General features: G+C 38.3%; 14 protein-coding genes, 1 pseudogene and 1 riboswitch. Of the genes and pseudogenes, 10 read left to right on the forward strand and 5 right to left on the reverse strand.

Features of this window, described 5'->3' with window-relative positions:
- Window positions 1-59: 59 nt before the first annotated feature.
- From LDX58_RS01495 to LDX58_RS01510, 4 genes and pseudogenes are all read left to right on the forward strand, one after another.
- Window positions 60-509 carry a DUF1850 domain-containing protein gene (locus LDX58_RS01495; RefSeq protein WP_227935089.1) on the forward strand — a complete coding sequence of 150 codons (450 nt, stop codon included), beginning with the start codon at window positions 60-62 and terminating at the stop codon, window positions 507-509.
- A 5-nt stretch (window positions 510-514) separates the two neighbouring features.
- The gene (locus tag LDX58_RS01500; RefSeq protein WP_227935090.1) at window positions 515-2488 is read left to right on the forward strand and encodes a TRAP transporter permease; all 1974 of its coding nucleotides are present in this window, start codon (window positions 515-517) and stop codon (window positions 2486-2488) included.
- Between the two features lie 13 nt (window positions 2489-2501).
- Window positions 2502-3279, forward strand: a pseudogene (locus LDX58_RS01505) (SDR family oxidoreductase).
- A gap of 148 nt (window positions 3280-3427) precedes the next feature.
- Window positions 3428-4129 (forward strand): DUF421 domain-containing protein, encoded by a 702-nt coding sequence (locus tag LDX58_RS01510; RefSeq protein ID WP_227935091.1) that lies wholly within the window; start codon window positions 3428-3430, stop codon window positions 4127-4129.
- Between the two features lie 298 nt (window positions 4130-4427).
- On the opposite strand, the gene LDX58_RS01515 is transcribed toward LDX58_RS01510, so the two are convergent.
- On the reverse strand, window positions 4428-5390 hold the full coding sequence (locus tag LDX58_RS01515; RefSeq protein ID WP_227935092.1) for a D-2-hydroxyacid dehydrogenase: 963 nt from the start codon (window positions 5388-5390) through the stop codon (window positions 4428-4430).
- A gap of 277 nt (window positions 5391-5667) precedes the next feature.
- On the opposite strand from LDX58_RS01515, the gene LDX58_RS01520 reads away from it, so the two are divergent.
- On the forward strand, window positions 5668-6090 hold the full coding sequence (locus LDX58_RS01520; RefSeq protein WP_227935093.1) for an organic hydroperoxide resistance protein: 423 nt from the start codon (window positions 5668-5670) through the stop codon (window positions 6088-6090).
- Window positions 6091-6108: 18 nt separating this feature from the next.
- Here LDX58_RS01520 and LDX58_RS01525 read toward each other — a convergent pair whose 3' ends face one another.
- Window positions 6109-6561: an Rrf2 family transcriptional regulator gene (locus tag LDX58_RS01525; RefSeq protein ID WP_227935094.1), complete on the reverse strand. Its 453-nt coding sequence runs from the start codon at window positions 6559-6561 to the stop codon at window positions 6109-6111.
- Window positions 6562-6845: 284 nt separating this feature from the next.
- Between LDX58_RS01525 and hmpA the strand changes: the two genes are divergently transcribed.
- Window positions 6846-8069, forward strand: coding sequence for an NO-inducible flavohemoprotein (hmpA, locus tag LDX58_RS01530; protein ID WP_227935095.1), 1224 nt, complete (start codon window positions 6846-6848; stop codon window positions 8067-8069).
- Between the two features lie 19 nt (window positions 8070-8088).
- On the opposite strand, the gene LDX58_RS01535 is transcribed toward hmpA, so the two are convergent.
- Window positions 8089-8880, reverse strand: coding sequence for an alpha/beta hydrolase family protein (locus LDX58_RS01535; RefSeq protein ID WP_227935096.1), 792 nt, complete (start codon window positions 8878-8880; stop codon window positions 8089-8091).
- 353 nt (window positions 8881-9233) lie between these two features.
- On the opposite strand from LDX58_RS01535, the gene LDX58_RS01540 reads away from it, so the two are divergent.
- The 4 genes from LDX58_RS01540 (at window position 9234) to sigF (ending at window position 12126) form a co-directional block, all read left to right on the forward strand.
- Window positions 9234-10394 carry a D-alanyl-D-alanine carboxypeptidase family protein gene (locus LDX58_RS01540; RefSeq protein ID WP_227935097.1) on the forward strand — a complete coding sequence of 387 codons (1161 nt, stop codon included), beginning with the start codon at window positions 9234-9236 and terminating at the stop codon, window positions 10392-10394.
- A gap of 160 nt (window positions 10395-10554) precedes the next feature.
- A complete protein-coding gene (gene spoIIAA / locus LDX58_RS01545) occupies window positions 10555-10905 on the forward strand; it encodes an anti-sigma F factor antagonist (protein WP_227935098.1) in 351 nt (116 codons plus the stop codon).
- 3 nt (window positions 10906-10908) lie between these two features.
- Window positions 10909-11349, forward strand: a complete 441-nt coding sequence (gene spoIIAB, locus LDX58_RS01550) for an anti-sigma F factor (protein ID WP_227935099.1) — start codon at window positions 10909-10911, stop codon at window positions 11347-11349.
- 12 nt (window positions 11350-11361) lie between these two features.
- Complete coding sequence (gene sigF, locus LDX58_RS01555) at window positions 11362-12126, forward strand: RNA polymerase sporulation sigma factor SigF (RefSeq protein WP_227935100.1); 765 nt, start codon at window positions 11362-11364, stop codon at window positions 12124-12126.
- Window positions 12127-12346: 220 nt separating this feature from the next.
- On the opposite strand, the gene mtnA is transcribed toward sigF, so the two are convergent.
- Window positions 12347-13387 carry an S-methyl-5-thioribose-1-phosphate isomerase gene (mtnA, locus tag LDX58_RS01560; RefSeq protein WP_227935101.1) on the reverse strand — a complete coding sequence of 347 codons (1041 nt, stop codon included), beginning with the start codon at window positions 13385-13387 and terminating at the stop codon, window positions 12347-12349.
- Window positions 13380-14594, reverse strand: coding sequence for an S-methyl-5-thioribose kinase (gene mtnK, locus LDX58_RS01565; protein WP_227935102.1), 1215 nt, complete (start codon window positions 14592-14594; stop codon window positions 13380-13382). The genes mtnA and mtnK overlap by 8 nt, the downstream gene beginning before the upstream one ends.
- Before the next feature lie 160 nt (window positions 14595-14754).
- Window positions 14755-14862, reverse strand: a riboswitch (SAM riboswitch).
- Window positions 14863-14971 lie beyond the last annotated feature (109 nt).

The raw sequence follows: 14971 nt of genomic DNA on the forward strand, positions 1-14971 counted from the left end.
ATCGGTAGTTTGTCCGAATGAGTCAGTTGTCTATTTTTATGCTGGTAGGGGGTTGAAGAATGAGAATCTGGTTCGTTTGGATTGTTTTAATGTTATCGGCTTGTACAAACCCAGATCAATTGACCCTAATTGTTCAAAGCCAAGAAGATGAAACCGTCTATAACAAAGTGAAACATTTGAAGGGTGGAGATACATTCACAATCAAGTGGATTCATTCTGTTGAAAAAACGCCATGGCGTGAAACCTATCAACTTACCGATGAAGGAGAGCTTTTATTAATAGAAACGGCCTTTCAATCATTTGGTGCAGGTGTTCCTCATCAAAAAGGAACGATGACCGTAGAGGATGGTGAAGTGGTCATTCGAGATATTAATGAGCAATTATCTGTGTTTCGATGGATTCATTCACAAAAGGTTAATTTTGAACTTGAGATTAATGATATAACCGTGTTTGATGCGGAAGACCTGCCCCACCATGAACGAATGAAAATATTTGTAGAGAAGAGGTGACTGTCATGGGGAAACGTTCAACTATAGAAGAACCTCAAATGACTAAAGAACAACAAGAAGTTTTAGAAAAATACGATGCAGAATCACGCTTTCGAACTTTTTCGAACAAGACGGTTGCAATTATAGTTTCGATCATTGCGATCTCTTTATCTCTTTATCATATGTACACGTCTTATTTTGGCACACCAGCAACGTTGCAACACCGTTCCTTACATGTTGCAGCCGTATTAGCGCTAATTTTCTTATTATATCCGCCGTTTAAAAAGGCAAGCCGAACGAAACTTCCTTGGTATGATGTCATTTTTGCTTTAATGGCTGTTTCAACATCTGTTTATATTTTCGTTGATTACTTAGGAATTGTGAATCGTGGTGGTTTACCGAATAATTTCGATTTATTCTTTGGTGCAATGTTAGTTCTACTTATACTCGAGGCATCTCGTCGTGTAACAGGCTGGGGTCTACCAACGATGGCTGTTCTTTTCTTTCTATATGGATTATATGGTCGTGAGCTATCGGGGATTTTCCGCCATCGTGGCTATACATGGGATGAACTTGTCAATTTCATGTATGTGACGACAGAAGGGGTGTTCGGAACAGCAATCGGAGTCTCAGCAACATACATTTTTCTCTTTATCCTATTTGGTGCATTTTTATCAAAGTCAGGGATGGGGCAATTCTTTAATGATATGGCATTAGCGATTGCTGGAAAAACGAGGGGAGGCCCCGCTAAAGTTTCTGTTATTGCAAGTGGTTTCTTAGGGAGTATTAACGGTGCAGCAGTTGCCAATGTTGTAACGACTGGCTCTTTTACGATTCCATTAATGAAAAAAATCGGTTACAGTCGCAACTTTGCTGGGGCCGTTGAGGCAGCAGCCTCTGTAGGGGGACAAATCCTACCACCTATAATGGGGGCAGCAGCCTTCATCATGGCTGAAACTTTAGGAATTCCGTACAGTCAAATTGCTCTTGCAGCTTTATTACCAGCTTTACTTTTTTATTTAGGAATTATTGTTCAGATTCATTTACGGGCAACAAAAGAAGGATTGAAAGGGATTTCCAAAGACAACCTTCCAAGAGTGATGGAAGTTTTAAAAGAGCGTGGCCATTTGCTTATCCCGCTTATGTTCCTTATGTACATGCTATTCTTTAGTGGACGTACGATTATTTATGCAGCGTTACTAACGATTGTTATTACTGTTATTGTTGCGATGTTACGAAAAACAACGAGAATGTCCTTACGGGATATTATTGATGCATTGGAACAAGGTGCGCGTACATCAGTAGGCGTAGCAATTGCCTGTGCCTGTGTCGGGATCGTAGTTGGTGTGGCAACGATGACTGGATTTGGATTAAAGCTAGCAAATGGGATTGTCACGCTTGGTGGAGAAAGTTTATTCTTAACCCTTGTCTTTACAATGATTGCGTGTATTGTTCTTGGGATGGGTTTACCGAGTATTCCAACTTATATTATTACGGCAACGATGGCTGCACCAGCGCTTATCACACTTGGAATTGAGCCATTAGTGGCCCATTTATTCGTTTTTTATTTTGGTATATTTGCAAACATTACACCGCCGGTTGCTTTAGCCGCATTTGCAGCTGCAGGAATATCAGGCGGAGATCAAATGAAGACTGGTTTCCTATCGATGAAACTAGCGATTGCAGGTTTTATTGTTCCATATATGTTTGTTTACAACAACTCTCTTCTCTTGATTGATACTACTTTTGGAGAAGGAGTGTTAGTTGTCGTAACGGCGGTTACGGGTGTGGTCATGTTAGGAACGGCAGCAGAAGGGTATCTTTTAACAACTATGAATCCAGTATTGCGTTTATTTTTATTTGGAGGCTCCTTGTTGTTTATGAATCCAAATCTGATCCTAGATCTGGCTGGTTTTGCGATTATTGCCGTTGTTGTGTTGATTCAATGGCAAAAGGAAAAGAAAAATAGACCTATACAACCAAATTCAATTGAGATGTAATGGAGGTGGAAAAATGGAATTAGGATTAAAAGATAGATCAGTTCTTGTGTTAGCATCAAGTAAAGGTTTGGGGAAAGCAAGTGCTCTAGAATTTGCGAAAGAAGGAGCTAAGGTGATGCTTGCTAGTTGGAAATTTGAAGAGCTCAGCGTTGCTGCAAATGAAATTGAACGAGAAACGGGAAGAAAGCCTAACGTTCAAATTTGTGATATAACGAACCGAGAATATAAAAAAACTTGTTAAAACGACTGCAGAACTACATGGTTCGATCGATGTACTTATCAACAATGCAGGTGGACCGCCAGCTGGTGGCTTTGATCTATTTGACGATGAAAAGTGGCTTGAACTCAACTTACTTAGTTTTGTTCGTGCGATCCGAGAAGTGCTTCCTTATATGCGAAAACAAGGAGGAGGTCGTATTGTGAACATTGCCTCCTCCTCTATTAAAGAACCGGTAGATGGATTAATTTTATCGAATACGTTTCGTACAGGTATTGTTGGCCTGTCAAAGACGCTTGCTAAAGAGCTTGCCCCCGATCAGATTTTAATTAATACAGTTGGACGAGGGAGAATTGGTACAGATCGAGTTGCAGAACTTGACCAAATCCGAGCTGACAAGCTGAATGTCAGCTATGAAGAAGGTCGGAAGCAAATGGAGCAAGCTATACCGATTGGACGTTACGGTGCACCTGCAGAATTTGCAAAAACGATTGTCTTTCTAGGTTCATTCACAAACACGTATGTGACAGGTCAAGCACTTGCCGTAGACGGTGGAGCGACTAAGTCATATTAAAAATTATTCAAAAAGGTTGATTTTTACCTTTTAGATCACACATTTTGATTAAAGAAGAGGTGGACTCATTAAGAGCCATCTCTTTTGAATTTTACTGAGTGAAAAGGGGGATAATATATTCATCTACTACGAAGAGGTGTTAGTTTTAATGACTGTTTCTGAAATTATCATCCGTGCCACGATTGGATTTATTGTCCTGTATACTTTGTGTCGGTTGCTTAACAAAAAGTTAATTGCTCAGATGACCTTTTTTGATTTTGTAGCAGGGATCACGATTGGATCGATTGTGGCAAGTTCAATACTTATGAAGGATATTCCGGTTTGGATCAGTATGATTGGATTAGTTTTATTTTGTCTTTATACTTTTATCACTAGTATAATCGCAATCAAAAGTTTACGTGGGCGGAAAATATTAGAGGATGAGGAAACGTATTTAATTCAAAATGGACAAGTGCTTGAAGAAGGTCTTAAAAAAGTGAGAATGTCGATGGATGGATTGCTTACGAATTTGCGTAAGAAAGGCTTCTTTTATGTCGATCAAGTTGAAACGGCGATCATGGAGATGGATGGTTCTATATCTGTTTTAGCGAAGCCACCCTATTTAAATGCCATGCAAAAGGATGTCTTTAATGTTCAGGCGAGCCGTGGTTTAGTACAGGCTTTTATCATTGATGGACAGATTCTCAAGCAAAGTCTGAAAATCCTCGGAAAAGACGAGGATTGGATAAAAGAAGTTTTGCTCACACGTAACATTCAAAGAATTGAAGATGTTTTCTTTGCTCAAATAGATGAGCAAGGAACGATCTATATAGACACTCGAAACGATTTCGTTCCCAATCCATTTGAGTAGAAAAATAGACGCTTTCAAATTTGAAAGCGTCTATTTTATTTGTTAATAGAGCTTGTTCAAAAGGGCGGTTTTCCCTTTTTGAACAAGCTCGAAGCAATGAGCGAAGCCACTGCAAAGTTTTAAGTCGATCCGAGTGGTTTTCTCGGATAGACGCGCAGTGAGTGAAGCCATTGCAACTCCGCATTAGGAGAGAGGATATTAAAGGTTCAAAAGGGCGGTTTTCCCTTTTTGAACCTTTACTAGCAATTTATTTAATTTTTTTATAAAAAAGGTCTTAATAGAGTTCCTTAGGAAACCTTTAGTAGCCCTTCTTATAATCAAGGACATTAATCGTAAGAGGATTTTCAGCTATATAGTTCTTTAGATTTGGAATAAAAATATCTTCAATTACACGCTTATCATAATGTTCAGTTGATCCAGAAGTATGCGGAGTGACAATCACATTTTCCATATCCCATAAAGGACTTTCTTCAGGTAGGGGTTCTGTCGTAAATACATCTAATCCTGCGCCTGCAATTTTTTGTTCAAGTAGTGCATGGACTAGATCCTGCTCAACAACAATTTCTCCGCGACCAATATTAATGAAAAAAGCAGATGATTTCATTAGGTCGAATTGTTCAGCACCTAATAAATGCTGTGTTTTTGCAGTAAGAGGAAGAGTTACAACAACATAATCACATCTTGGCAATACGCTATTTAATTGATCTGTCGTGAACATTTCATCGACAAATTCGGTTGGTTCTCCTGTATGGCGTAAGCCTAAAACATGCATACCGAAAGCTTTAGCAATTTTTGCTGTTTCTCTCCCGATTGAACCTACACCGATAATCCCAATCGTCTTTTCATGAATTTCGAGTTTCATATGACCATGATGCCATGTTTTAGCTTGTTGATTTTTTACATATGTATGAATTTTTCTAGTTAGACCTAGCATCAGTCCAAAGATCGTCTCAGTTATCGGATAGGAGTGGACGCCATTTGCACTTGTTATTTGAATCTCTCTAAGCTCTAACTCTGTCAATGGAAGGGAATTAACACCGGCAGACCACGTTTGAAGCCATCGAAGCGAAGAGTCCTCTTTTAGAGTGTAATTTTTCATTTTCTTGCTCCAACCAGCAATGATTTCAGCGTCCTTAATATGTTCTTCCCATTTAGATGGATCTTGACCGACAATCACTTGCCAGTCTGGTACAACTTGTTTTATTTGTTCGATTAAGTGATTATTTATATTTTGAGCCACAATCAATTTTCTTATCTTCATTATTTTGCTCCCTTTGGATTGATAATTAAATCTTTTCATACTTCTTTGAATTTTTCAATCACTTTTACATTAGTGAACGAGATCACCAAGCGTTTAGTTCAACAAGCTGAGTCTCAACTTGGAGGTTCTTAGTTTTAATTTCAAACTTCCTAGTCCACAATGATTTTTATGTCCCCGTCGTTCACACGACGGGGTTTTTAGGTGACGGTGTTTAATACAGTGACTTTTAGTGAATAGTCATAGAGAAGGATAAAGCAATGAAGGAGAGTGTTAGCAAATGGCAGATATTTTATTTACAGCACAAGCAAAAGCAGTTGGTGGAAGAAATGGTCATGTAACTTCTGAGAATGGAGTATTGGATCATAAATTGGTCATGCCAAAGGGGAATACGCCGGCTACTGACGGAACGAATCCAGAGCAACTGTTTGGAGCAGGGTATGCAGCTTGTTTTGATGGAGCCCTGAATTTAGTAGCATCTAAGGAAAAAAAGGAAATCAATTCAGAAGTTAATGCTAAAGTAAGTTTAATAAAAGATCCAAAAGATAACGGTTTTAAGATAGGAGTTGTTCTTCATGTAACAGTCAAAGGAGCCTCTCAGTCTGAGGCAGAAGAACTTGTGCAAAAAGCACATCAAGTTTGCCCATATTCAAAGGCAACAAGAGGAAATATTGACGTTCAACTAATTGCTAAAGGCGAATAAATAAGGTAACTCCACATTCTAAAGAGATGTGGAGTTGTTTTGTTGAAGCAACTGTTTTAATAGTGATTGATTTTTCGTTAAATCGGCTAACGTATAATGATCAAGAACTTCTAAGTAGGCTTTTAATGCCTGATCCAAAACTCCCTTTAATTTACAAACTGGAGAAATCGCGCAAGTGTTTTGTTCAGGGTTAAAACATTCAACGATGTTTAAGTCATCCTCAGTATGTCTAACAACAGAGCCGATATTGATCTCGTTTGGCTCTAGCGCAAGACGAATTCCTCCGTTCCGGCCACGGGTTGTTTCTATAAGACCGAGTTTTCCTAATTGAAAGATAACCTTCATTAAATGATTTTTTGAAATGCCATAAGCAGTAGCTATTTCTTTTATATTGGTTTTTTCATTCTCTGAAAGCGTTGATAAGTAGATTAGAACACGAAGAGAGTAGTCTGTGTAAATCGTTAATCTCATAGTCATAGCCTCACAATATTATTTACATACAATCATTTTATCATAATCTTTCGGTAAAGTTTAAGAAAGTAATCTAATGGTTCTATTTAGCGGCCGACTTCGGGGAAATAACTCCTATCAGGTATGACAAACATTCTCACACAAAAGACACTAACATCTAAAAAAAAATGAACCAATTGTGACCATTTCATTAAAGGTGTATTTAATATATTGCTTTAAGTGATATTCAAGTTTAAACTAAAAGAAGTATTTAAAATACATCTTTTAAGGTAGGGGAATGGAATATGTTAACCGAAAAGACTATTCAAATTGTAAAATCAACTGCACCAGTGCTTGAAGTAAAAGGGAAAGAGATTACAACTCATTTTTATAAAACGATGTTTGAGGCACATCCGGAATTGTTAAATATTTTTAATCATGCCAATCAGCAAAAGGGCAGACAGCAAACGGCTCTTGCTAACACGGTTACGGCTGCAGCTAAATATATTGATCAGTTAGAGGTTCTACTACCTGTAGTCAGACAAATTGCTCATAAGCACCGTAGTTTAGCGATTAAAGCAGAGCATTATCCAATTGTAGGAGAATTCCTTTTGAAAGCGATCAAAGAAGTATTAGGAGATGCTGCGACAGAAGAGATTTTACAAGCTTGGGCCGAAGCATACGGCGCAATTGCTGATATTTTTATTCAAGTTGAAAAGGAAATGTACGAGGAAGCAGAACAACAAAAGAATGGTTGGAAAGACTTTAAACCGTTCCGTATTGTGAGAAAAGTAAAAGAAAGTGAATCAATCACCTCTTTCTATTTAGCTCCAGCTAACGGTCAAGGAGTATCAAGCTTTATCCCAGGACAATATATCTCATTACGTGTCAACATGGATGGAGAAACGTATCTTCAAAATAGACAGTATAGTTTATCGGATGCGCCTAATGAAAAAATGTATAGAATCTCAGTTAAGCGTGAAAATGAAGGAACGCCAGCTGGGAAAGTATCAAACTTTTTACATGAATGCGAAGTAGGGTATGAAGTAGAAGTAAGTGCCCCTGCAGGAGATTTTGTACTAGATACGAATCAATCTAAACCGGTCTACTTAATTAGTGGAGGAGTAGGGGTAACACCGATGCTTAGCATGTTAAAGACGATTGCACAAGATCAACCTGAGCGCAATGTGACTTTCATCCATGCGGCTCAAAATAGCTTGGTGCATGCATTCGGTGAAGAAGTGAAGGATGTGGTTTCATTGTCTGCAAATGCAAGTAGTTATCTTTTTTATTCTAATCCTACAAGTGAAGATAAGGTAAAACAAAATTATGACTACGAAGGATTTGTCAATCGAGACTTTTTTGAAAAAGTGATAGAAATGGACGGACAGTTTTATGTGTGTGGTCCAATTCCTTTTATTAAAGAAGTTGTAACTCAACTAACAGCATTAGACATTCAAGCAGAAAACATTCATTATGAATTTTTTGGCCCAGCTATTAACCTAAATGAACCAACACCGGTTCAATAACAATAAGCCCTCGGAGCGATTAGCTTCGAGGGTTCTTTCTGTTTTCAAGCCACTGACATGTTTTGTGAAATAATTCATTTTCCCAAGCAGTATTCGTGAAAGTATGGTCAGCCCCTACTATATAAGAAGCGTCAATTACTCGTTCATTTCTATTTTCCTTTAACTCTTTTAAATAGGTAGTGACATTTTCTTTCGGAATATCTTGATCTTGATCCCCATGAATGAGCAAGACTGAACCTTTATAGGAAGTAATTTTCTTAAGGGGATCGTGATGCGATAAATCGTTGAAGAAATCATAACTTAGTAGAAAACCTTTATAGTCAAAGACACCTTCTTTTTCAGCGGTGTTAATCGCTTCAGTCCCTGTTATAGAACGGATGTCAAAATAGGGCCTAGCTACTGGTGACCAAAGAACAATGGTTTGGATGGACGGAAATTGGCTGGCTGATAAAGCGGTAATCGCACCTCCCAAACTGTGACCAACTAAGGTCATCCGTTCTGGATTGACTCCATCTAAACTAGAAACATAGTTGATTGCGGTTCTTAACTCTTCAAGTTGCTTTGTTACTGTCACTTCTTGATAATCGCCATCGCTTTCACCACAGCCTCGGAAGTCAAACCGAAAACATATAAAACCTTTGTTCGCAAAATAATTTGCTGCTTTTACAAAAAGCCTATGTTCTCCAACTTTGCTACTAACGAATCCATGTACAAAAATAATAGTAGGAAAGCTAGATTGTTCATGGTCAATGGGGTAATGGATGGCAGCTGATAATTGATTTGAATGAAACCGAATTGCAGTAGAAGTCATTGTTTATATTCCTCCGATAAGATCTCTTATTAGAAGTATAAAGGAATAAAGTTGAACAAACAATTAAAACTCATAAAATCGGGTTGTATTGTCGGAATTAATTTAAATGAGTAGGGAATGGAAAGCATTTTAAGTAAGGCGACAAAGCTTTTTTTGACGGCTTTCTTTTATGCTATCAGTAGTTTTTATAGATTCCTAGTTGGTCGAAAGATGACTAATTTACATTTTTTATGTATAAAAGATTATCAACTGGAGAAAATGGGGGGTAGCCAACTTGGGTGAGTTTTCCTTATTTTGAAGAATATTGGATCACCTAAGGAAGACTATGAAAATGAGATGGAGGTCGGATGGAGATGAGGAAAGTTCTATCCAGTTTATTAAGCGGATGCCTTGTTTTAAGTTTGTTAGCACCAATGGCTAGCGCCGAAGAGTCAAAAGCGAAGTTAGCGGAAAAGGCATCTTCGGCGATAGTAATTGAACGTGATACTGGTGAAGTGATTTTTGATAAAAACAGTCAGGAAAAGCTTCCACCAGCAAGTATGACGAAGATCATGACGATGCTTTTGATTATGGAAGCGATTGATAAAGGGGCACTTGCCTATGATGATATGGTACGGACAAGTGAATATGCTGCCTCAATGGGAGGCTCACAGGTTTTTTTAGAACCGGGTGAGGAAATGAGTGTAACCGATATGCTAAAATCAATCGCAGTAGCATCAGCAAATGATGCGTCTGTAGCGATGGCAGAGCATATTGCGGGAACAGAAGAAGAATTTATTGCGATGATGAATGCCAAAACAGAAGAGCTCGGGCTTAAGAATACGAACTTTGTCAACACCAACGGACTGCCAGCAGAAAATCACTATACGACAGCTTATGACTTAGCTGTTATCTCAAAAGAACTTTTAAAGTATGAAGACATTACGAAATTCACAGGGATTTATGAGGACTACTTAAGAGAAGATACAGATGATAAATTTTGGCTTGTCAATACGAATAAACTAGTAAAGTTTTATCCTGGAGTAGACGGATTAAAAACAGGATTTACAAGAGAAGCGATGTATTGCTTAACGGCAACAGCAGAGAAGAATGGAATGCGTATTATTACGGTAATTATGGGGGCTCCAACGCCAAAAGAACGGAATGCACAAATTACTTCCATGCTTGACTATGCATTTAGTCAATATCAAACGCATAAGCTTTACGACCGTGATCATATTTTAGCGGATGTAGAAGTAAATAAAGGTGATAAAGATACGATCCCTGTTGTTACATCAGAATCAGTGTCCATTTTAACGAAAAAAGGGGTAAAAGTGGATGATGTTGTCGAACGATTAGAAATTGATGCTAATCTAAACGCTCCTATCAAACAAGGAGAAGTTATTGGGAAGCTATTTATTGAACGAGAAGGTGAAATCTTAAGTGAAACAGAGCTTATAGCCGGTAATGATGTCTATGAGGCTTCATGGTGGAAATTATTTAAGCGTGTAATTGCGAAATTTGGAGCAGCGTAACGCTTCTTTTGACAACTTTCTTCGAATCAAGACTAGTTTTGTCATCTAGCAGGAAGCACGAAGGTAAAAGGCGAAATTCTCTCTAGCAAAGAAAGTATAGGTGAATCATCATCTATGCGATAACTCATGATTGATGAGCTAACTAGAGGGAGTGATTAAAATGAGTTTTAAAATGGATCTAGAAAAAAAAGGAAGTGTCTTGCTAGTACGATTAGAAGGCGAGCTTGATCACCATACGGCAGATGAATTAAGAACACAAGTTGAGCAGAAACTAGCTGACGGTCAGGTAAAGCATATTGTCTTAAACTTAGAGCTGCTTTCATTTATGGATAGCTCTGGTCTAGGTGTCATTCTTGGCAGATATAAACAAGTCAAAGCAAATGGAGGCGAAATGGTCGTATGTGCCATTTCATCATCAGTCAAACGTTTGTTTGAAATGTCAGGTTTGTTTAAAATTATCCGTTTAGAAGACAATGAACAATTTGCTTTACAAACTTTGGGGGTGGCTTAAACGATGCAAAATGTGATGGATTTGAAGTTCTCAGCTCAGAGCCAAAACGAGTCGTTTGCACGAGTGACTGTGGGAGCTTTTATTGCTCAACTTGACCCAACGATGGATGAAATGACAGAAATTAAGACAGTGGTTTCAGAAGCAGTAACCAATGCGATTATTCATGGTTACCACAATCAATCGGATGGCATGGTTTACATTCATTGTACGCTGGAAAACGGCACAATAGAACTTACGATTCGAGATGAAGGTATGGGCATACAAGACATTGATGAAGCACGTCAACCATTATTTACAACAAAACCGGAACTCGAGCGTTCGGGGATGGGATTTACAATTATGGAAAATTTTATGGATGAGCTCCAAGTTGTATCTGAACCGATGATTGGCACAACTGTATATTTAAAAAAAACACTCACAAATAGCAAAGCTATGTGTAATTAAGGAGTTTTGCCTATGGATGTCGAGGTAAAACAACAAAAGAAGAAACAGGCACATTTTTCTGATGCAGAAGTAAAGAAGCTCATTGCGAAGAGTCAAGAGGGCGACCAAGAAGCGAGAGACTTAATTGTTAACCGTAACACTAGACTTGTCTGGTCGGTCGTTCAGCGCTTTATGAATCGAGGCTATGAAGCGGATGACTTATTTCAAATCGGATGTATCGGGCTTATTAAATCGGTTGATAAGTTCGACTTGTCCTATGATGTAAAGTTTTCGACTTATGCAGTGCCTATGATAATTGGTGAAATCCAACGTTTTTTACGAGATGATGGAACGGTCAAAGTTAGTCGCTCTATTAAAGAGCTAGGTAATAAGATCCGAAAAATGAAGGATGAAATGACTAAATCTCTAGGTCGAACTCCAACGGTTAATGAAATTGCGGAACAGTTGGAGATTACACCAGAGGAAGTCGTCTTTGCCGGAGAAGCAAGTCGCTCTCTTTCATCGATTCATGAAACGGTTTATGAAAATGATGGTGATCCCATCACTTTACTAGATCAGATAGCTGACCAAACGGAAACAAAATGGTTTGATAAAATCGCCTTGAAAGAAGCGATACGAGACCTTGACGAGAGAGAACGATTGATAGTTTACTTACGTTATTACAAAGATCAAACCCAGTCAGAAGTTGCTGCTAGGCTAGGGATCTCACAAGTTCAAGTCTCAAGACTTGAAAAGAAAATCCTTGAGCAGATGAAGCTAGAAATGGGAGATGTTTAGCATCTTGTCTTCTAAAGAAACCCACTTTTCAATTGAGAAGTGGGTTTTTTAGGCGCAAGCAGAAAAAAGATGGCTCAAAATGATTATGAGGTTAGCAAAAGAGGGAGTTCTATTAAAAAAGGAGTCGCTATTAACGCCAAAGTCTTGTTCATCTATAAACAAAAAGGATAGAAAATCTCTTGGAGGAGAGTTTTCTATCCCGGAACTACGCCATACTCAATTATTTAAAAAGATCGGCTAACTTTGTTTGATAGTCACCTTGGATCATTCCTTTTTCTGTAATAATACCTGTGATTAATTCAGAAGGTGTTACATCAAAGGCTGGATTGAAAACCTTCATATCAGGTGTGGTAATCGCTTGTCCATTTAAGGTCCGAACTTCATCGGGATGACGCTCCTCGATTTCGATCTCTTCACCAGAAGAGGTAGCTATATCAATCGTAGAAAGGGGGGCTGCGACGTAAAATGGAACGCCAAGTGCTTTAGCAATTAAAGCAAGACCGTATGTTCCAATTTTATTAGCGGTATCCCCGTTAGCTGCAATGCGGTCAGCACCGACGATAACCGCTGTAATTCCTTTTGATTTAATCGTATGAGCAACCATATTATCGGTAATTAATGTTACATCAACGCCCAGTTGTTGTAGTTCCCAAGCTGTTAACCTAGCTCCTTGTAAGACAGGGCGAGTTTCCGATGCGTAGGCTTTTAGATTTAGTCCTCGTTCTTTGGCGATATAAAATGGTGCAAGTGCTGTACCATAGCGAGCTGTAGCAATCCCACCAGCGTTACAATGAGTTAAGAGGATGTCTTCATCTTGAAATAAGTCGATGGCGTATTCACCAATGGAACGACAAACACCTTCATCTTCTTTTTCAATTAATTTTGCCTCAGTTAAGATGATTTTCTTTGCTGTTTCGACAGTAGAAGCTTGTTCTACGACTGAAAGGATACGTTTCACAGCCCAAAATAAATTAACAGCTGTGGGACGAGAACTTTCCAAGTAGGCGCCTTGCTTTTCAAGCTCGGATCTAAACTTATCGAAATTAGCTAACTGGGTTTGCTGTGTCCATAAAGCTAATCCGTAAGCAGCAGCAATCCCTATTGCAGGAGCACCTCGAACCTTTAGTTGAAAAATTGCATCCCATACATCTTCGATAGTAGTAAGGGAGAGAAACTCAATTTTTCCAGGTAATAGACGCTGATCAAGCAATGTAATATGAGTGTCACTCCATTGAACCGAGCGAATAGGCGTATTAAGCATGGTCAGACACAACCTTTACAAGTTTCTGAATAGATGTTAGTTCTTTACGTTCTACTATTAACTTCTTGCCTAATGTTAATGCTTTCTTCTTAACTTGATTTCGGAGGTCCACATCCGAAATAGACTCAACATCTTCTACTCCAGCAAGTCCAATCATTCTACGGATTATTTTACAACCAGCGAAGCCAATCGCATCGGTAAAAATTGTTGATAATGTTTGTTCAAGATAGCCATCAATTTTCATAAATGCATCTTGTGGATGTTTCTTCCAAAGAGTTGTGAATTCTTGCTCAAACACCGTCCAAGTTTCTGTGATAACACCAAGCAAATACCGTTGATATTCGGTTTTATTTTGCGGTTGATCTTCTAAATGAATATCTTGAGCTAAGTAATTTAAAATTAAGTTTGCGATGAACGCACCTACATCAAAACCAAATGGACCGTAATAGGCAAACTCAGGGTCAATGACAATGGTTTCTTCGTCACTTACAAAAATGCTTCCTGTGTGAAGATCACCGTGAACGAGTGTTTCTCCTTTAGTTAGAAAGGCTTGTTTTAATTGGGCAACCTCAAGCTTTAATAATTGGTCAGACCAAATGGTAACTGCAACAAACGGTTTCAAGGAGCCGTCAATATTATTAGTATCGTGATCAAAGAAGGGGTCTGTAAAAACGAGATCCTCAGTAATTTTACATAATTCAGGATTAATAAACTGGCTACTTTGGATCTTTTTCTCTTGTTGATTTAAACCGAAATCAGAATTGAAGAAAAGGGTATGGGCTAAGAAAACGCCGATATTTTTGGCTAATTTCGGATATTGATTCCCGGCAATTAACCCTTTTCTCAGGATGATTAAGTGAGATAAATCATCCATAACTGTAACAGCTAAAGTAGAATCGCTATAAAATACCTTTGGAGCGAATTGAGGTACAAGCTGGTATGTTCTTTTGAGAGATTCACTTTCAATACGTGAACGATCCAGTGTTAAAGGCCAGCTAGTACCGACGACTTTTGCATAAGGCAATGCTTGCTTGATAATGAAAGATTGATCCTTTTTTTCGTTTCGAATGCGAAACACTAAGTTTAAATTCCCATCACCGATTTCTTCGGCAGAAAGTTGGTCATCTTGGTTGAATAATTGTAAATCTTTACTGAGTTCTATTGCTGTATCTGTATTTAATGGTTGGTAGGCCTTTTGAATTGTCATGTTAAATCCTCCATAAGATGTTATTAAAAGAATGTTTTCTATAAGGGCTACCACCTTATTAATCATTGCAGTTTTCCCCAACATGCAGTTTGCAAAATTAAAGCAAATAAAAAAATCCTCCTGCATATAGATCAAGAGGATTGAAACGTCACGTTCGTCCCTCTTATCTGTCAGAATGTAACATTCTGTTGGAAGTAGCACCATTGCTTTTACAAGCCGGTTGCCGGGCGTCATCGGTCCAATTCCCTCAGCCTTCTCATCATAAGAGTTTATGAAATTTAATAATTGATGACATCTTACCCTTGATTAATGGAACATGTCAATTAATTTTGAAAACTTAATTGTTCATTTATCTTAATAAATTTTGAAATTTGATA

Source organism: Alkalihalobacillus deserti, from assembly GCF_020734105.1.
Lineage (GTDB): Bacteria > Bacillota > Bacilli > Bacillales > Bacillaceae_D > Halalkalibacter > Halalkalibacter deserti.